Annotated in this window: 21 protein-coding genes, 2 tRNA genes and 1 pseudogene; 8 read left to right on the top strand and 16 right to left on the bottom strand. The window is 50.4% G+C overall.

Annotated elements, in window-relative coordinates:
- Positions 1-3: 3 nt before the first annotated feature.
- The 3 genes from PVA48_RS02170 to PVA48_RS02180 all read right to left on the bottom strand — a co-directional run bounded on the left by PVA48_RS02170 (position 4) and on the right by PVA48_RS02180 (position 3286).
- Positions 4-720, bottom strand: a complete 717-nt coding sequence (locus PVA48_RS02170) for a hypothetical protein (RefSeq protein ID WP_423232172.1) — start codon at positions 718-720, stop codon at positions 4-6.
- Entirely contained in the window at positions 717-2153 is a 1437-nt protein-coding gene (locus PVA48_RS02175; RefSeq protein WP_423232173.1) for a hypothetical protein, read from the bottom strand. The genes PVA48_RS02170 and PVA48_RS02175 overlap by 4 nt, the downstream gene beginning before the upstream one ends.
- 143 nt (positions 2154-2296) lie before the next feature.
- The gene (locus tag PVA48_RS02180) at positions 2297-3286 is read right to left on the bottom strand and encodes a malate dehydrogenase (RefSeq protein ID WP_102722376.1); all 990 of its coding nucleotides are present in this window, start codon (positions 3284-3286) and stop codon (positions 2297-2299) included.
- Positions 3287-3475: 189 nt separating this feature from the next.
- Between PVA48_RS02180 and PVA48_RS02185 the strand changes: the two genes are divergently transcribed.
- Complete coding sequence (locus PVA48_RS02185; protein ID WP_102728919.1) at positions 3476-4798, top strand: UDP-glucose dehydrogenase family protein; 1323 nt, start codon at positions 3476-3478, stop codon at positions 4796-4798.
- A gap of 109 nt (positions 4799-4907) precedes the next feature.
- Here the strand turns inward: PVA48_RS02185 and PVA48_RS02190 are convergent.
- The 5 genes and pseudogenes from PVA48_RS02190 to PVA48_RS02210 all read right to left on the bottom strand — a co-directional run bounded on the left by PVA48_RS02190 (position 4908) and on the right by PVA48_RS02210 (position 9945).
- A pseudogene (locus tag PVA48_RS02190) lies at positions 4908-5887 on the bottom strand (Amuc_1434 family mucin 2-degrading aspartic protease).
- Between the two features lie 54 nt (positions 5888-5941).
- Positions 5942-6226, bottom strand: coding sequence for a hypothetical protein (locus PVA48_RS02195; RefSeq protein ID WP_102722378.1), 285 nt, complete (start codon positions 6224-6226; stop codon positions 5942-5944).
- A 254-nt stretch (positions 6227-6480) separates the two neighbouring features.
- Positions 6481-7791 carry a hypothetical protein gene (locus PVA48_RS02200; protein WP_418990577.1) on the bottom strand — a complete coding sequence of 437 codons (1311 nt, stop codon included), beginning with the start codon at positions 7789-7791 and terminating at the stop codon, positions 6481-6483.
- Between the two features lie 71 nt (positions 7792-7862).
- A complete protein-coding gene (locus PVA48_RS02205) occupies positions 7863-9494 on the bottom strand; it encodes a hypothetical protein (protein WP_146020135.1) in 1632 nt (543 codons plus the stop codon).
- Positions 9475-9945, bottom strand: coding sequence for a hypothetical protein (locus PVA48_RS02210; protein WP_146021177.1), 471 nt, complete (start codon positions 9943-9945; stop codon positions 9475-9477). Before PVA48_RS02210 ends, PVA48_RS02205 begins: the two co-directional genes overlap by 20 nt.
- A 243-nt stretch (positions 9946-10188) precedes the next feature.
- Between PVA48_RS02210 and PVA48_RS02215 the strand changes: the two genes are divergently transcribed.
- On the top strand, positions 10189-11061 hold the full coding sequence (locus PVA48_RS02215) for an IS1595 family transposase (RefSeq protein WP_423232174.1): 873 nt from the start codon (positions 10189-10191) through the stop codon (positions 11059-11061).
- Positions 11062-11166: 105 nt separating this feature from the next.
- Here PVA48_RS02215 and PVA48_RS02220 read toward each other — a convergent pair whose 3' ends face one another.
- Complete coding sequence (locus PVA48_RS02220) at positions 11167-11910, bottom strand: outer membrane beta-barrel protein (protein WP_102728925.1); 744 nt, start codon at positions 11908-11910, stop codon at positions 11167-11169.
- A gap of 174 nt (positions 11911-12084) precedes the next feature.
- Here PVA48_RS02220 and PVA48_RS02225 point away from each other — a divergent pair, with 174 nt between their 5' ends.
- From PVA48_RS02225 to PVA48_RS02235, 3 genes are all read left to right on the top strand, one after another.
- Positions 12085-12441 carry a hypothetical protein gene (locus PVA48_RS02225; RefSeq protein ID WP_102728926.1) on the top strand — a complete coding sequence of 119 codons (357 nt, stop codon included), beginning with the start codon at positions 12085-12087 and terminating at the stop codon, positions 12439-12441.
- Between the two features lie 265 nt (positions 12442-12706).
- Positions 12707-13180, top strand: a complete 474-nt coding sequence (locus PVA48_RS02230) for a hypothetical protein (protein ID WP_146021178.1) — start codon at positions 12707-12709, stop codon at positions 13178-13180.
- A 136-nt stretch (positions 13181-13316) separates the two neighbouring features.
- Entirely contained in the window at positions 13317-13745 is a 429-nt protein-coding gene (locus PVA48_RS02235; RefSeq protein WP_423232175.1) for a hypothetical protein, read from the top strand.
- 28 nt (positions 13746-13773) lie between these two features.
- Here the strand turns inward: PVA48_RS02235 and PVA48_RS02240 are convergent, their stop codons facing one another.
- From PVA48_RS02240 to PVA48_RS02260, 5 genes are all read right to left on the bottom strand, one after another.
- The gene (locus PVA48_RS02240; RefSeq protein WP_423232176.1) at positions 13774-14520 is read right to left on the bottom strand and encodes a hypothetical protein; all 747 of its coding nucleotides are present in this window, start codon (positions 14518-14520) and stop codon (positions 13774-13776) included.
- A 132-nt stretch (positions 14521-14652) separates the two neighbouring features.
- Complete coding sequence (locus PVA48_RS02245; protein WP_423232177.1) at positions 14653-15714, bottom strand: ligand-binding sensor domain-containing protein; 1062 nt, start codon at positions 15712-15714, stop codon at positions 14653-14655.
- 178 nt (positions 15715-15892) lie between these two features.
- Positions 15893-15969, bottom strand: a tRNA-Pro gene (locus PVA48_RS02250).
- A gap of 35 nt (positions 15970-16004) precedes the next feature.
- Positions 16005-16080 (bottom strand) — tRNA-Phe (locus PVA48_RS02255).
- A gap of 134 nt (positions 16081-16214) precedes the next feature.
- Positions 16215-17081 (bottom strand): hypothetical protein, encoded by an 867-nt coding sequence (locus tag PVA48_RS02260; RefSeq protein ID WP_146021181.1) that lies wholly within the window; start codon positions 17079-17081, stop codon positions 16215-16217.
- A 159-nt stretch (positions 17082-17240) separates the two neighbouring features.
- Between PVA48_RS02260 and PVA48_RS02265 the strand changes: the two genes are divergently transcribed.
- Together PVA48_RS02265 and tilS are read left to right on the top strand one after the other, a co-directional pair.
- Positions 17241-17516, top strand: coding sequence for a type B 50S ribosomal protein L31 (locus tag PVA48_RS02265; protein ID WP_022396217.1), 276 nt, complete (start codon positions 17241-17243; stop codon positions 17514-17516).
- Positions 17517-17620: 104 nt separating this feature from the next.
- The gene (gene tilS, locus PVA48_RS02270; protein ID WP_102728930.1) at positions 17621-18628 is read left to right on the top strand and encodes a tRNA lysidine(34) synthetase TilS; all 1008 of its coding nucleotides are present in this window, start codon (positions 17621-17623) and stop codon (positions 18626-18628) included.
- On the opposite strand, the gene PVA48_RS02275 is transcribed toward tilS, so the two are convergent.
- Positions 18582-19673, bottom strand: a complete 1092-nt coding sequence (locus tag PVA48_RS02275) for a phosphate acyltransferase (protein ID WP_022396219.1) — start codon at positions 19671-19673, stop codon at positions 18582-18584. The genes tilS and PVA48_RS02275 overlap by 47 nt on opposite strands.
- A 141-nt stretch (positions 19674-19814) precedes the next feature.
- Between PVA48_RS02275 and PVA48_RS02280 the strand changes: the two genes are divergently transcribed.
- Positions 19815-20624, top strand: coding sequence for a histidinol-phosphatase (locus PVA48_RS02280; RefSeq protein WP_102728931.1), 810 nt, complete (start codon positions 19815-19817; stop codon positions 20622-20624).
- 157 nt (positions 20625-20781) lie between these two features.
- Here PVA48_RS02280 and PVA48_RS02285 read toward each other — a convergent pair whose 3' ends face one another.
- Positions 20782-21615 (bottom strand): hypothetical protein, encoded by an 834-nt coding sequence (locus PVA48_RS02285; RefSeq protein WP_146020134.1) that lies wholly within the window; start codon positions 21613-21615, stop codon positions 20782-20784.
- Positions 21616-21829 lie beyond the last annotated feature (214 nt).

A 21829-nucleotide genomic window follows, 5' to 3' on the forward strand; every position in this document is an offset into this window, starting at 1 on the left:
ATGTCAGGATATACGGGTAAACCGGAGGTGTTTTATCACCATATCATTCACCAGACGGTTCATATTCTCGGAAAAAGAGTCGTACACCACTTCCACGCGGCAGGGACCGGGCGTCATCACCACCTCCACCGCCGTGGAATAAATGAAATGCTCCCAGTTGCCGGAGCGTGACGTATGGGGAAAAGCCAGCGTGCCCGCGCGCCGCCCGTCCAGGTACAGGCTGCGCAGGGCGCAGGTGTTCCCGTCTGAAACGTCAAAAGTGCCGTTCGCGAAAAAGGCGTCCACCCGGTACACGCCGGGCTTGTCTATGTTGACATTATAGCACAGGGCGTCCGGAGACTCCGTAACGCGGGAAAACCAGACTTCATCCCCGCTCAGCCCGCAGGGGCGCGTCTCCATGCGGGCATCCGCGGAAGGATAATCATTGGGTTCATTCAGATAAGACTCCCTGCCGTCCAGAGCGACCGCCATCACCTGGAAAGACACGTCCCCCCGGCTGGGGGCAGGCATGTAATGGCAATACTCCGTCTGGGACACGGGAATGCCGTTCCGGTAAACACGGTAATAATCCGCTCCGGCCACGGCCTCCCAGGCGATTCCATGGCGGGCTGCCTTCCACTCCGGAGCCTCCAGGCTGCCGCCCATGTGGGCCAGATTCACCTGCCCCGCCCCTTCTTCTGCGGCAACCATCTCCAGTTCCACGAACACGCGGCCCTTCATGCCCGGAGAAAGCACGGGGGAGCCTCCTGCCCGTTGACCAGGCACCGCGCTATCCGGCGCCCGTGGCCGCGCAAGCGCACATCCACCGTCATGCCGCGGTATTCCAGCCCGGCCAGTTCATGAACTCCTTCAAAAGACTCCGGAACACAGGGGCGGAACTCCATGGAATCCGGCTGAAGGCGGATGCCGAACAACCCCTTGTAAAAACTGCCCAGCATCCCGGCAATGCTCCAGAGCTGGCTGTCCGAACTGAGCAGCAGCCCTTCATCCAGGCCCGTTTCCAGAAGCACGTTCTCTTTGTTCGTCCCACACAGCAGGGCGGCGCGCACCATGCAGGCGAACGCCAGAGCCAGGGCAGACTCATTCTCCACCGCGGCGGCGGCCTGCGCGTAATAGCCCTCCAGGAACGGCCACATGGCACGGTTGTGGTAAGGCGGCACGCCGTCCGGCATCTGGGGATGGAAACAGGGAATGCCGTACACGCAATGGGGGAGAACGGCTACCATTCCGGCGGCATGCGGACCGTGAGCCTGCCCCAGAAGCACGCAAAGCAGATTGCCCAGGGAATCCACCTTTTCCGACAGCACGGGGTAACCCCGGCCATACAGGTACTGCCCGTACAGGGCATGCTCCGGAATCCGGAAAAACCGCTCGATGACGGCGGACAGGGAGACGCTTTTTTCCTCCCATTCCCGCGCCTTCTCCTCCAGCCCCAGTTCCCGGAACATCCGTGCCAGAACCTTGCGGGCCTCCGCATGCAGAACCATGGTGGAAAGGCTGCATGAATCCCCGATGTCCGCGGAAGTCATCCACGCCGGGTAACTCTGTTCCCGCCAATCCAGGAAAGATGACTCCCCTTTCACCAGGCCGCCGGTAGCCGCAAGCACCTGTTCATCCCGCATGCACGTCTTTTCCAGCACGCGGCAGGAACGGGCCAGCCAGCCGGCGTCCCCCGTCAGGCAGTAAACCTCCCAGGCGGCCATTCCCCACACCACGCGGTCGGAGGAAATGGGCCAGGAACCGCCCGTGCCGGTATCCTGCTCCACCTCCCCGTTCCGCACCCGGGCATTCAGGCTCTTCATGCAGGCATGGACATTCCACAACCCCAGCCCCAGATGGGTGGCGTAGGAAATATCCCGGGTCCACACGGTGGGCCAGTTGGCTCCCGTCCGGAACGTCCCTTCTTCATTGAGCAGGGCGCCGGCCTCGTTAAGCGCCAGGCTGTAGGCCTTATTGAGCACTTCAAAGCTTCCCCGGTAATGCGGGGCGTTTCCGGCCTCCGGCAGAACGCGCCATTCGGAATAACGGCCGTTCTTCATGGTCTTCACCTGGCCATCCGGCTGCACCTCCGCCCAATGCGCGGCATCCTGGCGCACGGAATTTCCGGTCAGTGTAAAGGCCTCACCCCGGTATAATATGCGGTCTTGGTCCATAAATAAGCGGATGCTGCATCCATCTTTCTTTTTAACACGGGGAAAACTTCTGTCCCGCAGAAAATGAGGCTTACGGAGCTTTCAAGGCACAAAAAAACCGGGCTCCCCGAAAACGGGAAGCCCGGCGCAAGAGCAAATCAACTTTAATGCTTCAACAGAGAGGAAACGGCGTCACGTTCTTCCTTAAGTTCATTGACGGTGGCGTCAATCTTTTCCTGGGAGAACGCGTTGATTGGCAGGCCCTGCACGATTTCCCAGCCGCCGTCCTTGGTGGTGCGGATCGGGAAGGAGCAGATGAGGCCCTTTTCAATGCCGTAGGAGCCATCGGAGCACACGGCCACGGAATACCAGTCGCCTTCCGGCGTCTGGGTAGCCAGGCTGCGGACAGTATCCACGGCGGCGGAGGCGGCGGAGGCGGCGGAAGAAGCGCCGCGGGCCTTGATGATGGCGGCGCCGCGCTGCTGCACGGTGGTGATGAAATCACCCTTGAGCCATTCCGTATCCTTGATGACTTCCGTCACGGGCTTGCCGCCGATCTTGGCGTTCGTAAAGTCCGGGTACTGGGTGGAGGAATGGTTGCCCCAGATGGTCATGTTGGTCACTTCCGTCACATGGACGCCGGCCTTTTCAGCAAGCTGGCTCTTGGCGCGGTTTTCATCCAGGCGGGTCATGGCGAAGAAACGGTCGGCGGGAACGCCGCTCGCATTGTGCATGGCGATCAGGGCATTCGTATTGCAGGGGTTGCCTACAACCAGCACGCGCACGTCCTTGGCGGCGCTGCGGGCGATGGCCTGGCCCTGGCCGATGAACACCTTGCCGTTGATGTCCAGCAGGTCCTTGCGTTCCATACCGGCCTTGCGGGGCACGGAGCCTACCAGAAGGCACCAGTTGGCGCCGGCGAAGGCTTCATCCGGATCAGAGGTGGGAACGATTTCATTGACCAGCGGGAACGCGGCATCACGCAGTTCCATTACCACCCCTTCCAGAGCATTCATGGCCGGGGGAATTTCCAGCAGGCGCAGGTTGATCGGCTGGTCCGGTCCCAGCATGCTGCCGGAAGCAATACGGAACAGCAGGGAATAGGCAATTTGGCCGGCGGCTCCTGTAACGGTAACGGTAATAGGTGTTTTCATAACGTTCAAATTAAAATAAACAGATCTTTTCTGTCTGGTCCCGGTTATAGCACAGGGAAGAACGGCGCTCAATCAGGAACTTTTTATTTTGACAGAAAAAATCCTCTTCCCCATTATGCTTGAACATCAGCCCTGCAGGCCTTATCCTTTAAATCAACCAAGTTTTTACCATATATTTGCACTGATACCATGAATTTAACGATCATCGGCAGTGGCTACGTGGGGCTTACCACGGGCACCTGTTTTGCGGAAATGGGCCACCACGTCATCTGTGTGGACAATAACGCGGAAAAAATACGCACCCTCCAATCCGGGTCCATTCCCATTTACGAGCCCAAGCTGGAAGAACTCGTGAAAAAAAACGTGGCCGTGGGACGCCTGGAATTTTCCTCCTCCATTGCTGATTCCATTGCGGAAAGTGAAGTCATCTTCATTGCCGTACCCACGCCGCCCAATACGGACGGCTCCGTGGACCTCACTTACATTGAAAAAGTGGCCCGGGAAATCGCCCAGGTGCTCCAACCGGAAATGGGTTACAAGGTCATTGTGGACAAATCCACCGTACCCGTCAAAACCGGTGAAAAAGTCCGCCAGACCATCAAGCGCTATGCAGGAACGGACGTGCAATTCGACATCGTTTCCAACCCTGAATTCCTGAGGGAGGGATGCGCGGTGGACGACCTGCTGCATCCCGACCGCATCGTCATCGGCGCCAACTCGGAACGCGCCATGGACGTCATCAAGCGCGTCTACCAGCCCATCCACGCGCCCATTCTGGAAACGGACGTCAACTCTGCGGAGCTCATCAAGCACGCCGCCAACTCCTTCCTGGCCCTGAAAATTTCCTACATCAATGCCGTCGCCAAGGTCTGCGAAAAAACGGGAGCGGACGTGGAACTGGTGGCGGAAGGCATCGGCATGGACAAGCGAATCTCCCGCCACTTCCTCAACGCGGGACTGGGCTACGGGGGCTCCTGCTTCCCGAAGGACGTCAAAGCCTTCATCAACATCAGCCGCACGCTGGGCATTCCCTTCACCCTGCTGGAGGAAGTGGAACATATCAATGACACCCAGCACATCCACTTCCTGGACCAGATCAGGGACCGTCTGTGGGTGCTCAAGGATAAAAAAATAGCCGTCTGGGGCCTGGCCTTCAAGCAGAACACGGACGACATCCGGGAATCCATCGCCCTCAAGCTGTGTGAAAAGCTCCGCAGGGAAGGAGCCATCGTCACCGCCACGGACCCCAAGGCCATGCACACCGCCGCCCCAATCCTAGAACCCATGGGCGTCACGCTGGAGGAAGACATGTACGAATGCGCCCGGGATGCGGAAGTGCTGATCATCGCCACGGAATGGAGCGAATACGCGAATGCGGACCTGCAAAAGCTGGCGGACGTCATGCGCAACCGCATCATCTTTGACGGAAGGAACATCCTCTCTCCGGCCAACATCCGGGCCGTTGGATTTGAGTACCATTCCGTGGGCAGGCCCTCCATTGAAGAAGCCTGACCGCTGCCGGGAATAATTCCGGCTCCAAACGCCCCATTTGCAGAAAGGCCCCCGGAGCGCTGAATGCTCCGGGGGCCTTTGTTATGTATTCGCTAATCCTGTTGGCCGATCAAAACTCAAACTGCAATCCCGCGCGCAGGTAGAAACCGGGATCGTAATGGTACTTCTCCAGCTCATGGCTCCCGTTGCTGGTCTTGATGGTGCCGGAGTTCCCAAAGGAAAAACCGACGTCCGCCACCAGCCTGGGACGAACGCTGCCCCAGTGTCCCAGGCCTACGTCGGCGCCCACGCCGGCGACGCCGGAAATCCACTCGAACTGGCGGACGCGGCGGTCATGGTGAATCGTCCAGGTGCCGGACACCACGGAAACGAAAGGCCCCCACGTCAGCCCCTCGCTCACCTTGTTGATATAGGAAAGCCGGGCTCCTTCCAGTTGAAGGGTCCAATTGTTCGTTGCCTTCCACTCAAACTGGATAAGGGGAAGGAGGGGAAAATCTCCCAGCTGCGGATAACAGCCGACGCCGATACCATAGCTGAACCGGTCATTCAAGGGACCTGCGAGAAGGGCATGGCCGCCGAAAAACAAATTATGGGTCGTCCAGGTATCGAAATCCGTGGAAATCTGCGGCGTTACGCCGAAAACCAGGCTCGTCTTCCCCCTGAGCTTGTAAGACGCGGTCACATTCAGCCAAATCGTGTACAGCTCATCCACATCCATCTCGCGCGCGCCTTCTCCGTTGAACCAGCTCAAACGAAGGGCGGCCGTGGAGGAAAAACCCCAGGAACCGCTGGACATCCGGCACAAATTCAGGTCCGTCATCCAATTCTGTATGTTCACGCTCCCATGTCCGTTTCTGGAATCCATGGGGCCAAGCAACTCAAAATAGGACTGCGTGGGAAAAACGGGCTTGGAGGCGTTCTCCCCGTGGGAGCCGGAGAGCTATTGTAGCCTCCGGAATAAGCTTCCGCATAATAGCCGGTATCATAACCGTCTGAGGAATCGGAATCCGGATAAGGCTGGGCGTTCGCCTGGGCGACCAGAGTCATGCCAGCCATGAGAGAGAAACTTGATAATAATCGAAGGAACATGATCGGAAATTATATATCAGTGCACACTCGGTCAATCAAAACATATACAAATGACTAATTAATATTTTCACGCCCGAACAGCAGCGCGATCATAATCATCACGAGTACAAGAAGTAAGTACCAGCGGGCCGCTTTGCTGCTCCGGATACACGCCCCCGCACAAACAAGAGACACGACAAAACAAACCGCCGCCGCCAAAAGCATGGCCCGCGCCAGCATGGGAAAATCCAGCGCCCCTGCCCCCGCCGCAAAAAGCGTCCCTACCACATACCCGGCAAATGACCACCTCAACCCCACCAGCCAGGAAAAGGAGGCTGTTTTTTGCTGACTCTGCTTCATATATTCACTCTGCTTGCCTCCCTCCGAAGCTCAAGTAAAAAATCGGCTTTCTCCATGATATCAACAAAGAGAATCTCCCTCAACACGGGAATGCCTCCCAAAAGCAATAAAAAAGCACGTTGAAAAATAGACCGGGCACAAGAGGCGAAGACCCCCCATATCTGGTTTTATGAACTAAAAAAACTCCGGAATACTGCACCTCCAGGATTTCTTCTCAAGATAACATTATTCAGGTTCCATATACGGTTCAACATTTATTTGTTTTTCCTGACTGCTTCAAGCCTCTTATCAATTTGCTCTGTTAGGGAAAGAACAGAACAAGACGGATCCATGGAAACAAGGGCTACTACCGTATTACCGTTCACGAAAAAGAGGGACGACTCGTTGCTCGACGGAATAATTCCGCCAAAATCGCCCAATACCCCCTGCCTTCCCAAACTGTAATCTCCCAGTTTGAACGGATTGACGACCACTGTTGCTATTTCGTCATCCCAAGACCATTGTTCAGGCCTGTCCGGGGTTTTCTGAAAACGCCGTGAATACAGCTCGTTCATGGCCGCAGACTGAGACTGGCAATAGCCGACAAAAAGCCAAATATCGCTCTTGTCATCGTCTTTCCCTTCCGTATGAAGGCGCGCAACCACGCCGTTTTCCTGTTCATCCACCACATCCACGTCTCCCTTCTTCCAAACAGTCTTCAACCATGCCTGATTGATAGCACCCTGATCGGGATTGGGCAAAATAACCTTCTTGTCGGGAGAAAGCGAAAGAGATGAGAAATATGTATCAAAGTTTTTCCACTTTAAACCTTCCGATAAATCAGATTCCCCACGAACGCTAAAAGGAAACTTTCCGGGAATGCCATAGTCGGGAGCAAGTTTTTTTCGTTCTTCCCGCTGCTTCTCTTCTTTTTGCCAACGGAGTTTGGATACTTCTCTGGCCCTACGGTCCCGCTGTTTGATAGATCGGTTGAATTCCATTAATTTTTCTTGGGCTAAATCAAAATCATAAACAGCCGGCGCTTTCCCATCCAGAACGAGAGACAATGCTTTAAGTACAGGCAGCATTTCACGCGTAGAGGCATATCTCGTCTTTACCGTTTCGGGGGTAACAAAAGTAGCCGGATCGGTAAATCCCTTGAACGCCAATCCAGCGTTTTTAAACGTAAAACAAAGAATATCATCACCTTTGGTCATAACCCAGCAATCGTCGCTTAACACTATTTCCTTATAAATGGAAGGCATGGACCAATAATTGAATGAAGCTCCTTCAAAAATAATCATATCAGTCCGTATGCCGAAAACACTGGTGGAGTATCTGACATCCATCGATCCATTTATATGTCCATGTTGATTGCAATAGAGAATAGGATTCCATGAATCGGAGGTAACAAAAAAAATACCGTTTCTCACTTTTAATCCATGGAGGATTTTTTTGAGATCAGGCGCCTGATCTGTTAACTTTTTACTTCCAAAATGAAAGGAAGTATTTTCCAAGTCTTTTAGCCCATGCAATCTTATGCTTTGCATGGAAGATCTATTTTTTTCCGCAGCTACTGTCATCAAAGGCATAGACTCCGTTGCAAATAATGAAACGGAAGTACATGATATTGTAAATAGTATAATCAATATATTTTTCATGAGAACTCTGTTTTAAATATTCTACTATTAGGCGGAACAGGTGGATTTTCTATCGTGCTTTTTTGATAGGAATTAGAACTATCACCAACTACTGGTCCGGCACAGGCATCATAAATAAATTTAAACGAAGAACCAAATAAACTTACATCGAATACGACATATGCATGATTACCAAATCCGGTCCTATACTGATAATAGGGATTTGTTTTCAGAATGACTGGGACCGCAAGAGCTGCGGGAAGGCGAGGATTTTTATAAAAAGGATTATTACAAGAACCCACTCCTATTAAATTGACAGTTAATATATTCCCAAAAGGTTCCTGATAATTTCCTTCGACGTTGATTCCAAGCAATCTAACGAGAGCAGTTAGAGAAAAGCATTGGTCGTAACAATTGACTACATTCCCATTGTTCTTCTCAAGATAGGAATCCAGATTAATAGTACCAAGTGATGGAGTATACTTTGGTGCTCCCCTCACCGTATCATAAGTCCACCCCATCTTGCTAAAAGTATAATTAGTAATATTTTTTATGATTGAATCTGATGAATTTTTATCAAGCCCTATATTCCCTGAACCTTCTATTACTACATCTAGCGCTTTAATCCATGGTTTTTTCTTATTGTCATTCATATCCCACGGCGATTTGAGTGGTTCACTAAACAGGACATACCCATTCCTAACTGTTGTTTCAAAAACAATTGTCTCGTTAGTAAGAGCAGTTCCTTGAATCTCTGTTAATCTCCAAGTCCATTGTTGATTTCCTTTATTCAATTTGGAATCAATATTATCTTTGAAAGGAATTTCAAATTCTGTGTTGTTATCAAATTCCTGTTCATCCAGTTCTGGGAGGAAATTTTTCGAAACTTTTCCCTCACCCTTTGTCTTTACCTTCGCTTTCTTTATGATTCCAGGTTTTACTTCCGCTTTAATTTTTAGATCAGGTTTTTTACCGCCAATATAGAGAAAAGGTTCCGATTTCGTTGCTTTGCCATTCTTATCAAAAGTTGCTTCCGGGACATCTATGATTTTCCCTTTATAAGTTTTTAATAAATCCATAGCATCCTTGTCATGCTTACCCTGTACGTGATTGAAACTTATTTGATGGATTAGGAGGCTTGGAGTTAATAATTTGTGTGCGGCTTCAAGATCAGTCAAATGTTTTTTCTGTCCGTTTTTAGTCTCATAAAAACTCATCTTGCATTTTACCGTGATCACTTTTCCCCAGTGTTCCTTGTTAGACGAATGGACAGTACAAGTGTCCTGATCTCCATTTTTGACTTCCAACTTTTCCGTAACGGTCCATTCGTACTTTTTCTCTTCGTCCAATTCGTATCCTGCATGTGGCTGCGGCGGCTCCACGACAACAACAGTGAATTGCCCCTTAGCTTTATACTCCTTGATTTTCTCTGGTTCAAAAATGGCATATTTATTGCTGTTCTCATCTTCTGGATCCTCTCCTTCTGCCTCTTCTATAGTACATATGGGAAGTGACTGAGGATCCACCTTGATTTTACCTCCCGGCTCCCCGCTCGCCCAACTCGCTTGCAGAATCAGAGGACAGGCAATTAGAACAATATAATAATACCGCAATATACTCATATGTCTTTTATCGATTAAAATATTCATTCAGCCGTAATCTCATTTTATTTACATTTGATTCACTGTATTGCTTTGTTCCAATGATAAATTGTTTCCAATCAACTTTCCATCTATCCATCATTCTGATTTCCTGGGGAGTAAAATCAATGACATTGGGACTGTTGGGGAATTTATAGCTGGAGCGATAATAAGAATCCTTCATTTGCTCCGTTGACCATGTCTCAAGCATCTTTTGTTCAAATTTCTTGATATCGCCTTCATCCCAAATCTTTAGATGCCACTTCCAGTTTTCTTTCAATGGATCGGGAACTGAAGCCTCATTCCATAGTTTCCTGAACGTATAAAGCAGTAATTTTTGGGAAAGGCGAAGATGAAATGGAGAATCGGCCCGTTTCACAAAACAGTTGCTCCAAGCTTTCAGTAGATTTTCCGGAACATCAGCATTTTTTATGGAAGTAAGTTCCGGAGGGGAAGGCATCCTGGCATTCTGATAGCCGCTTTCCAGACATGCATTCAGAAAAACACCACCAAGAGTCGCCTCTTTAGAGCCATTTCTGGAAATTCTTAAAAAATAGAATCCGGCCCGGTCCGTATAAAATTTTCGGAACTATATACTTTAATCTTGTAAATCCCCCATAATCCATTACACTACTCCTAGAAAAAGAAAGGAGTAGAACATGACGTACCGCGAATTCATTGAAAATTTCCTGATGATGAGAGCGTGGCAAAATACCTGATTGAAAAACGGTTTGATGGGAAAATAGTTTGCCCGTTTTGCGGGAAAACAGAGAAGGTTTATCACGCTCACTATAATTGCCGCAATGCCTATTGCAACAACTGTAAGATGGAATTCTCTATTTTCAAGGGAACCATTTTTGAAGAAACAAGAATGCCTTTAAGGCATTGGCTGTATGCTATCAATATGGTTTGTTTGTCTAAAAAAGGGATTTCTGCTATGCAATTGAAAAGGGAATTAGGTGTTTCTTATAAAACTGCTTGGAGGATGATGCATAAGATTAGAGGGGCAATGGCAAAAAGAGAGGTAGGAGAAACTTTTGAGGCGATTGTTGAGATTGACGAAACCTATGTTGGAGGAAAACCCCGGAAGAAAAATGAACATGGGGATGATGACGATTTGCCGAAAAATCCTAGAGGAAGAGGGACGGCTAAAGTTCCTGTTATTGGAGTCAGAGAAAGGGGAACTGGGAAAGTTCATGCCGTCGTTGCCAATAGGAATGAAGAAGGAAAACAATTGACGGGCAAACAATTATTCAATGTCCTTAGCAAGGTTTGCAAACCTAATACCAAAGTCATGACTGACCAGTTCAAGGGCTACAATATTCTAAAATATCCTAACAATAAGAACCTTACCCGCATCATGATTGACCATAACGTTATGTTCAGCGCGGGCAATGGGGTTCATACCAATGGGATTGAAAGCTTCTGGGCTTTATTGAAAAGAGGGATTCATGGAATATTTCATCATGTCTCCCTTAAACACCTACAGAAATATGTGGATGAATTCTGTTTCAGGCAATGTTATAGGAACGAAAATGAGGCCTTTGAGGTTTTGATGGGGTTGTGCTGGAAATGAAAAGCCGCCACCCTGCAAACAAGGTGACGGCCTAAGTCATGCAAATCAAAGAATCGCCCCCTTCCCCGAAAGGAAGGAGGCCAGTTAATTCACCGCCGAAGGGGATTAGAAGGTCCAGCTAATGCCAGCTTGGATAAGGTGGTAGGGTTCGACTTCATGGAACTTGAGGAGTTCATAGCCCAGAATCAAATCTGTTTTGTTACCAATGGCAAAACGGAAGCCAGCCGTAAGAGAAAAGGTAAAATCAGCATTGTATTCTGAAGCACTAATTCTCTTACGCTCAATTCGATAAGAGGAATTATGCCAAACTTTTCTATCAAGCGTTGCTGTTGCTCTCCATGTATTAAAGGTGATGCCAATCTTGCCTCCTAAGTAGAAATACGCTTTCTCCTGTACTAATGGAAGGTTCAATGTATATCCCGCCAGTAATGGAATAGATGTTTGGTATTTGATTTTCAGGTCAACATTCGTAATATTTTTATCATTAAGAAATTGTTGAATCTGAGCATCGGAATATCCCAATTCGCGGCCAATATCAAAGGCATTGAAATGTTTAGCATCGGAAGACATCAATCCCGCCGTCAAAGACAATTCGTGAACGATATCTCCTGTTTCAGTATAGGAATTTAGGCTGAGCAGACCGCCGCCAAGATTGGGCATGTCACTATCTCCCGCAATCCCATAAACACCCTTGATACTCATTCCAAAGGTAGAATCGTATTTCTGAGTATAGGATGGGGAACTGTAAGAACTGCCTGCTCTATAATAGTTCCAAGGGTCAGACGCTTGGACTGAAAAAGCACAGGATAATAGACCTAATGCACACGTTATAAATAAGTTTTTCTTCATGGTCGTTTATGGGTTGAAGTCATAATGAAGTCACGCTTGCCAACAAAGATTCCCTCTTGAGGGTCTCAATTGCGAATCGCAATAATCATCATATGCGAGTTATTAACATAACAAATGCGAACAACACAAGCTCTTTCTTTCTATGAACTGGGTTCTATCAGATAATCAAACCGCATGTTTACGAGCAATTCCAAGCCTGAACCGGACTATGTGGACACTAAAAAATTAGGCCAATGGCTCAGCGAACATTCCATTAGCCGTGCCGAAATAGCCAAGGCTCTTGGAGTCCAAACCACCGTGGTTCATAACTGGTTTGCCCGTCAAAGAATCCCTAAAAACGTGCAAGGCTCATTGCGTCATTTGATGAGTAAGGACTATCCTTCGGAACTCGAATCTCAAATCGCCGTTCGAATGAAAAATTCTACTCTGAATGAAGTGGTCAAGCGGGCCGTCAAGGAAGGGTTGTCTGTGGAGGAATGGATTTTGAGGGCGGTGGAAGAGAGATTAGGAGGGAGTAAATCCCTACAATAAGAGACCCTAAAAACGATTTTTATTATTTGTTAGAAAGCTATTTGAGACATAAGGAAATACCTATGGCATCAGATGAACGGATAGCATTCAATAAGAGTCAATTCCAACAGGAATAACAGAAACAAAATGCCATCAAATGAAATTGCTAAAAAGTGTAATTTTTTAGAGAGCAAACATTCTGAACATTATAAAAAAACAGGAAAAGCTTGACCAGACTTAAGAGTTCGACATAATTTTCCCGATATTTTTAAGTTTTACAATTATTATGTCAATTTTTTACAAAAACGACTTTGTTAAAAAAATAGAAGAAGATTCGCCAGAGTGGATAGACAATATCAGTCGCGAGCATGCTTGTATTATTATTCAAGAAATTATTCGTGCTTCAGTAAATTACGTTTACATTCAATGTTCTAAACTTGCTTCTGATATTTATGGCACTAAAGAAACAAAAGATTTAATTGTTGATGCCATGAATAGAGGAGTAAAAATTCGTATTGCGGTTCGGTCCTCTGTACCAGAGGCAAGAGATTGTTATGATATCCTGAACTTGAAAGGTGGAGCAGAGGTTCACCTTCTTTGTAAATGCTCAAACAACGATTTTTGCATCTCTGACAATAAAAGATTTCGTTATGAAACGGATGCTGAAAATAGGCATGCTAAAGTTTGCGCTAATGACCCAGAAATGGTCGAAAACTTGAAATGTATTTTCGATGCTGGGTTTGGAAAATGTTCTGTTTAGGAAATTAAATTACTCCTATTATGCCAGACGAATATTCTAATTTTTGTGCTGTAATGTGTGGTGTTTTAATCGCTACTAACATATGGGACAAGCCTCAACAAATTTTAAAAATATAATATTTCGAATATTCCACATTATGAAACACGGGCTTGCTAAGCTCTGTGTTTTAATGTCATCTAATGATAAAAAAAATTTGCATGTAGATTACTTCGAAAAACGTTATGAGCAGGCTAATGAGAAAGTTGATAAGATTGGTCATTTTTTTACAGTCAGACTATATCCTTATTTATCTTTTCCTACATGTGTCATAGGAATTTATTTCATGTATAAAGGATATTCTTCCGAGTTGGGTGAAAAAAATCTCTATCTTCTTTTGGCCCCAGCTACAGTCTTGGCTTATTATGTTATTGCTTATTTTATAGCTGTAATTTTTCTATTTGTTGAATGTCTTTCAACATTGTGTCATGTGCATGTGGATAATATTATGAGCAATGAAACAGTTAAAGCTCAAGTTAAAAATGAAGCAGAACAGCATCAATGTGACCCTATTTCATCTTCTGAGTAAATTTTTTATTGTCTAAAATAGATTCAAATCATATTTGAACATCTAACAAAAGCTCCTTCTTTGAAAGGAGCTTTTTTGTTACCCTATGCAATAGGAGGGGGAGAACAAGACTAAAAGGGATAATTCCGAAAATTTTATATACTCCATTATTCCCGAAATCCCGGCATCTCGTACGGACCATAACAGGAAGCGACATGATACGGGTTAGTTCAAGGTTTACAATATTTTCCGATTTTTTCCCATTCCTTTGAATCAGAACCTCCTGAGGCAAACGAGATTCGACAAAACGAGCTTCAATCAGGTAATCCCGATCATAGCGTGAAATGTCATTGGATAAGGGTTGGTTGAAGTAGAGGGAAATTTCATTTTTACCAGCAGGAACGCGTACAAGAACCCATAAGTCTGGACCATCAAAAAAGGTACCGTGCATATAACCCTGATCACTCCATTCGGAACAGGGACGGGTCGCATCGTTGATGTTGTACAGACAAATTCGGGACGCTGCATTTTCTTCATAGAATTTCCCCGATATCCAGGCATCTTTGATTTTCTTCCTCGGCCCGAGAGTTACTCTGGCGTCATACAAATAGCCTCGGAAATCCTTTCGTTGATCAAAACGATGCATGATATTTCCCCATGACTTTTTTGCCGAACGTCTTAAGGAAAAATGGCGTCCATATCTGTTGCACCAGTCGCCCTGTGTTTCCCAATCATCACAGGCAAAACAAATACCATAAGGCCTTTCGCCAAGCGGCAGAGATTGAAACTGGTTCAAAGAATTATGCCATGCCTGATCATCTGGAATGGAAAAAATTTTGGATGTTTGATTTCATCTCCAAGACGACGTCTTTTCTTTTTACTGGCTGTTGTTTTCCAACGACCCGAAACCCTTCTCCAAAAACTCCAGCTAAAACAGTCCCATCAGGAAGATCAACAAAACAACTGACTGTGCCTCCCTTTTTTTCTCTGCCAATTTAGTGTTCACAGAACTTTCATATTGCATATTTGCCGGATTAAGCAAGATGGGAACTTGATTGCGGAAGCCTATCCACACTCCTTCCTTTACGGGATAAAGGCTCGTCACATAATCTTCGGGAAGAGGCCTCAATTTACCTTGGGAAGATTTCATAATTCCCTTCGCTTTCAGTTTTTCCACGGCATCCATTCCCCGGATAAAAATCTCTTTGTCACCGCGTTTTATTCCCAGTCCTGACGTTGTGCCCACAAATACGGAATTACCATTGGCAGCCATGGTATTGCACAAATTTGACGGCAGCCCTGCACCGAAAAGAACCGGAGGTTGCGAAAGCTTGCGTGCATCATCCGAATGCCATTTTGACTGAAAAAACTCACAGGTCTTGTATTCATCCTTAAGAGTCATCCGGGCCATTCCTGCCGTTAAGAAGCCTACCCACAAATCTCCCGACCTATCAAAGGCTAGTGCTGAAACTTGATCTTCAGGCAAGCCATCGGCCCGCGTGACATCCTTCCATGAATCCGTCAAAGGGGAATAAATAGCAATGCCTCCCGAGGTTGCTACGGCAACATCCCCTGTTGCAGAAGAGACGCTAATGTCAAAAACACGGCCACCCGGCAATGTCGTCTTACGGGTGTATGTTTTCCATTGTTTGCCATTCCAAATACACACTCCCCAACGGTCTGTTCCCACCCATATTCTTCCCTGGGCATCTTCAGCCAGGGCATAGAAATTTTCAGTATCTGGAAAATCTGCCGCTGTTCCTGCCTTTTTCCAGACATTTTTATCCAGCTCCAAGTAGAATAATCCCTCACCCTGGGTTGAAGCCCATAAAATACCTGAAGAATCCACTAAAGCATCCGTTATCCTGCTTCCGGGACAAGGAGGAAGGTTGGAGAAATTTTCCACCCCAAGAGAGAAGGAACATAATGCAAGCAAAGTTGAGACCATTAATCCCAATAGCTTCAGAAATGCCGTGAATCTCATATTCATCGGATGAAATTCTACTAATTTCTACAACAAAAAACTAAAATAGACTTATCAACAACAGTAGTTCTTCTGGCATTTGTCATTATGTTGAAATCAAATTAAAAAGTCAAAAATTATTTCCCTCCTTATTTTGGAATATTCAAGACTCTCCCTGGTTTTTCCCATTACTGGGAGTAAAAAATGGTCGGGAAGACAGGATTCGAACCTGCGACATCCTGCTCCCAAAGCAGGCGCTCCACCAGGCTGAGCTACTTCCCGTATAAAAAAGGGATTAAAAAATTGGGAGAAAAAAATGGTGGCTCGGGACGGGATCGAACCGCCGACACGGGGATTTTCAATCCCCTGCTCTACCGACTGAGCTACCGAGCCACTTGCTTGCACGCAGAACGTGTTTGCGGGGCAGAATCTAGCACCGCATCTCCGGTATTGCAACCACAAAATATCATTTTTCCAATTTTCCTGCGTTTTGCCGTGTCCGGCCCAAGGAAGTTCTTCCCTGTCAATCAGGAGGAGGCCTGAGCCAGAATACCGCTCAGCAACAGCGGAAAGATCAGCGCCACCCAGGAGAGGGTGTACAGCAGGAGAGGGGGCATGTTCTTCTTCAACCTGTCCAGCACGAACATGAATACCCCCGCCATGGCCAGCCCGTAATAGATCCACGCGTCACCGGTATATTCCCGGGCGGCGGCGGCCAGGCAGAAGACGACGTAGATCACAATCACCCCCATCCAGACCAGGGAAACCATGTCCCGGGCGGCGGAGTCCTGCCCGTCTTCCTCCTCTTCTTCATTCCACCGTTTGCGGCTGAACATGCTGAGGATGACCAGAGCGACGAGATACCAGGTGGGCGTGGACAGCTGGCCGCCCCAGCCTCCGCCCATCGTTCCATAGAAGTAGGCAGGGATTCCCGCTCCCGTAGAAAAGGAGACGGCGGCAAAGAATGATGCCATGACGAATCCGGAGGACAGGCTCCCCTTTTTGTGCGGATTGGAGGAAAAGTAGAGGAAGAGCAGGCTGCAAATACCCGGAAGCAGGGCAAACTGGAAGATGACCACGCCCAGTTGGAAGAACATGATCCACAGCCCCGTCACGGCCGCCACCACAATGAGCAGGGAGATGACGAAGCAGTGCTTTTTGGCAAACAGCAGGCATTCATCCGAGTATACCGCAGGGCCTCCCCGGAATATTTTAAGCACCCGGTCCAGCATGTTGACGCACCAGACGGCCACAAAGAGGAATTGGTACAGCCAGGGGGTGGAGACTACCACCAGATGGGACTGGCTGACGGCAAAAGCCCATGCAATGGCTGCAGAAGGAATCTCCAGTCCCATCAGGGAAAACCACGCCCACCAGGGGGGTCTCTTCAGCACCTGCTCCATTTTCCGTTACATCATCCCCATAACCGTTCCTCCCGCAAGCTCCCGAACCGTCATTCACAAACTTCCGCATTTTTATGCGGGGATGCTTGACATGCAATAAAACACTCCTATACTGGTGCTCCCCTTGCGTCGGAAACGCAATACATCACCATGAAGAAAGATATTCATCCCCAGTACAATCCGGTCGTTTTTGTCGACATCACCACCGGACGCCGCTTCATCACCCATTCCACCGTTCGCTCCCCCAAGACGGAAGTTATTGACGGGGTTGAACATTTCGTGGTTTCCTGCGGCATCACCTCCGACTCCCACCCGTTCTTCACCGGCAAGAACCAGTTCGTGGACACGGAAGGCCGCATCGACAAGTTCCAGAAGCGTTTCGGCGCTGTCCGCCGCAGCGGCGGCAAGCCCAAGCTCAACAAGTAAGGCTTGTCCCCAACAGTTTTCCAACCCCGTTTCCTTTCCGGAAAGCGGGGTTTTTTATTTGCAGGCTTCTCTTTGCCCCTTTTTCCTGCTTCACTGGCGGCAGCATGACGTTGACACCAGACCATTTTGACAAGCAGTCTGCGGAGCTTCTCCGCTCCGGCCGTCCCGTCCTTGCCGGAATCAGCGGCGGACGGGATTCCATGGCGCTGCTTTCCCTGCTTTCCCAAATGCCGGGATGCCACCTCATTGCCTGCCACGTGAATCACGGGCTGCGCCCGGAGGCGGAGGAGGAGGCACAGTTCGTATGCCGGTACGCCGCCTGCCTGGGGGTTCCCTGTGTCCAGGAACGGGCGGACGTCCGCGGCATGGCCCGTTCGCGTGGAATTTCCATTGAAGAAGCGGCGCGGGATGCCCGGCAGGCCTTGTTCCTGAAATGGGCTGCCGGCTATCCGGGGGCTTTCGTGGCCCTGGCCCACCACCGGAACGACCAGCAGGAGACAGCCCTTCTCCACCTGTGCCGCGGGGCTTCCGGCATTCACGGCATGTCACCCGTTTCCACCTGGGCCAACGGATTGACTGTCGTACGCCCCCTGCTGGATTTTTCCCGGAAGGATATTACCGCCTACCTGGAGCATCGCCATATTCCATGGCGGGAGGATTCCAGCAACCAGTCTGCAGAGTATACCAGGAACGCCCTGCGCCATGAGGTCATTCCCAGGCTGGACACGCTGTTCCAGCGAGACACCAGCCTTTCCTTTTCACGCGCCTGCCGCATTGAGAACCAAATCCGCACGGCGCTTTCCCAGGCGCTGGATTCCATGAATCTGGCAGACCCCCAGGGGCGCCTGTTCCTGCCCAAGGTCAACCAGCTTCCCGCGGAGCTGAGGCAATGCGCCGTGCATGATTACCTGCGCCGGCAGCATATTCCGGACCTGACGGAGGACGCCGTGCTCCGGGTGATGAGCATTCTGGATACGGACGGTCCTTCCCGGACTTCCCTGCCCGGCGGCAAGCTGGCCGTACGCAAGGAGAAGCGCCTGATGGTCACGGATGCGCCGTGCCCAATCAATAAAGGGGAGCAACCCCCTGCGGGTACAGCAGGTGGAATTTAATGGCTTCATTCCCCACCACCAGAGCGGTGCCGAACATCCTGTCTTCATCCGTCAGCCGCGGGAGCTGGGCAATCGGGAAGAGCAGCCCTCCCAGAATGAGGCCATAGTTGTATACGGAGGGCATCATGCAGAGCAGCTTTTTGGAGATGTCCGCGGCGTCCAGGGTCGGGAAGACCCACACGTCACTGGGCTGAAGCATGGAGTTGCGGTGAACGCGCACGCTGTAGGAGTCCGGGGACAGGGCGGCGTCAATCTGGATTTCCCCTTCCACGGAGATTTCATTGTTCAGGCAGTCCTTCTGCACCATGCTCCGGGCCAGCGCGGTAGCGGCCCTGGTGCGGTCCGCAGCCAGTTCCGGCACGGACCCGGCGGTGGAGGCGCTCAACATGGCGACGCGAACGCTTTTGCCGAGCATGTGCCGGGCCATTTTGGCCGTTTCCACGGCAAAGTAGGCCATGTTTTCCACGGTGGGATCAGGGGTCACCCCGGTATCCGCCAGGAAGTAGATGCCGCGGCCTCCGAATTTTTTGGCAAATTCGGGAACGAGAACGATCGAGATGGCAAAGAGGGGCTTGGTAGGAACGGGTTCCTGCCGGTATTTGTTCACGGCGCGGAAGACGGAAGCCACCCTTTTCATGTTCCCGGCCACAATGGCGTCCGCCTGGCCGTAAAGCACCATCATGGCGGCAAAGTGGACCGGCTCGGAGACGATTTCACGGGTGTTCATGGGCAATCCGTTGCCGAACATTTGTTCCGCCCGTTCATAGCGGTCGCAGAACATTTGAAGGTCCGAGCTTTTTTCCGGCTCAATGATGCGGACGAATTTCAGGGAAATTCCGTTCATTTCCGCCATCCTCCTGATGACTTCCTTCCTGCCCAGCAGGATGGGCACGCCTGCCTGTTCCGCCACGAAGCGTTCGGACACGCGCAGCACGCGAACATCCTCCCCTTCCGGGAAAACGATGCGCTTGGGATGACGCTTCAGGTTGTCCAGGAGCGGTCCTGTAAAATCATTCAGCGGGGAAAAGCCTTGCCAATCACTCATATGTCACGTGTCCTATTTAACGCGACTCTAAAAAATCCTGTCCATAAAATCAACCCATAATGTCAAAGACGGCAAATAATCGGCAAATACGTCCTCCGGGTTGAACCGCCCGCGCCGCCGTGCTAACATGGGCATTCCTCCATGTACTGCGATTACCATACCCATACCCCCCTGTGCCTGCACGCCTCCGGCACTCCGCAGGAATATGTGCAGGCAGCCGTCCGCGCCGGCCTCCGGGAATACGGCATTTCAGATCACGCCCCAATGCCCGGGGAGCCTTTTGACGACTGGCGCATGAAGCAGGCGGACATGCCGGCCTATCTGGACTGGCTCACGGAGGCCCGGGAATGCGCCGCACCGCACGGCCTGACGGTCCGCGCCGCGCTGGAATGCGACTGGTTTCCCGGCATTGGGCCATGGATAGAGCACTTGCAGAGCCTGCACGCATGGGATTACCTGATCGGGTCCGTCCATTATCTGGGGGAGAAGGAGGAGTTTGACAATCCCTACAAGATGGATTTCTGGAACCGGACGGATGTAGAGGACGCATGGAGGCAGTATTGGGAACGCTTCCGGGAGATGGCGGCTTCAGGCCTGTTCCACATCATGGGCCATGCAGACCTGATCAAGAAGTTCGGCTTCCGCCCTTCCGGAGATTTGCGTCCTTATTACGAACCGTCTCTGGAAGCCATGAAGGAGTCCGGCGCCTGCCTGGAGCTTAATACCGCCGGCTGGCGCAACAAGTGCGCCGAACAGTATCCGGACGCGCAGTTTTTAAAGATGGCGGCGGAGATGAATATTCCCCTCACCATCAGCTCAGACGCCCACAAGCCGGAGGACGTGGGCCGGGATTTTGAGCGCGCCGCGGACCTGGCCCGCCAGGCGGGCTTCACGCATCTGGCCTCCTTCCAGGAGGGCCGCATGGAGCTGTATCCCCTCCCCGGAATCTGACCTTCCCCTTTCCTCTGCGGGAAGGGAATGCTTCCCGGGGCCGCGGCGTCTGCCGCCTGGGCAACCCGTGCCTTGAGTTTCCTGTTCCGGCAGCCCGTTTGCTGCGGAGGCTGGCGCACGCTTTCCGGAAGAAGAGGAGGAACCCGCGGACGCACTTTCAACCACCGTACAAGCCAGGCTTCACAGGCAAAGGCATCGGACGCGGTGGAACGGGGCGGGGAGGGACGGGATGGGGCCTTGGCGGCAAGGGGGAAGGCCGGATAATGACGGGCGGCGGCGGATAGTTCCACGTCCTGATAATCGGAGGGACAATGATGCGCTCCGTTCTCGGCTGGCTGGCCACCTCCCTTACTTCCCCCTGCAACTGGGAGACCTGCTTGTTCAAGTCCGCAATTTTCTTCTGGGTTCCGTCCTTCAGAGCCAGGTATTTCTTTTCCAAATCCTGCCAGTACTGTTCGGCGGTCTCCCTTTTTTTACGGATGGCGTTCACCTGTTCCTGATAGGTTCCCATCCTCGCACGGAAGGTACGGGCATCCTCCGGCAGTCCCACGCGGTCCGCTTCCAGGGCATTCCATTGCAGGGCCATGACTTCCGCCTCCACCTGGGAGAGTTCCCCCAGCAGCAGAAACATGCGGGAGATATCCGCTCCTTCCAGATAACGGGGATGCCGCTCCGCTTCAGACAGGGATTCCCTGATTTTCCTGGCTTCTTCATCAGCCGCCTTTCTGGCCTCTTCCGCCTTTTTCCTGCGCGCCGCGTCCTCCAGGCGCCGCTGGTCCAGCCTGGCTTTCACGTCCTCCGGCGTCATCCTGTAATCCTTCTGCTGGGCATCCGTGAGCTCCTTGTAGGAGACCTTGGCCACCCCGTCCGTGTACTGGACGCTGACAAAGTCGTCTCCGGAAGACACCACGCTGGCGTCTTCCAGCACCCTGCCGGACCGCAGGGTCATATTTTCCGCCAGGGCCGCAGGCAGCAGGGCGCACAACATCAAAAAACAGGTTCCAGGCTTCATATGATTCTCCTCTTCTACGTTGGTAAGAGGCGTGGGGAAAGAAATTTATTCAAAAAAAATAGAACCAGAGGTTAATACTGGCGCCGCGGCCCGGTTTTCGCTAGCATCACGCGAGTCATTTACACGTGTTATGAGTCTCTATTCTTCATCCTGGTCCCCTTTACCCTCTCTTCCCGATCCGGAAGGTTTCGCC

The organism is Akkermansia sp. JRP_AM1 (assembly GCF_049262625.1).
Taxonomy (GTDB): domain Bacteria; phylum Verrucomicrobiota; class Verrucomicrobiia; order Verrucomicrobiales; family Akkermansiaceae; genus Akkermansia; species Akkermansia massiliensis.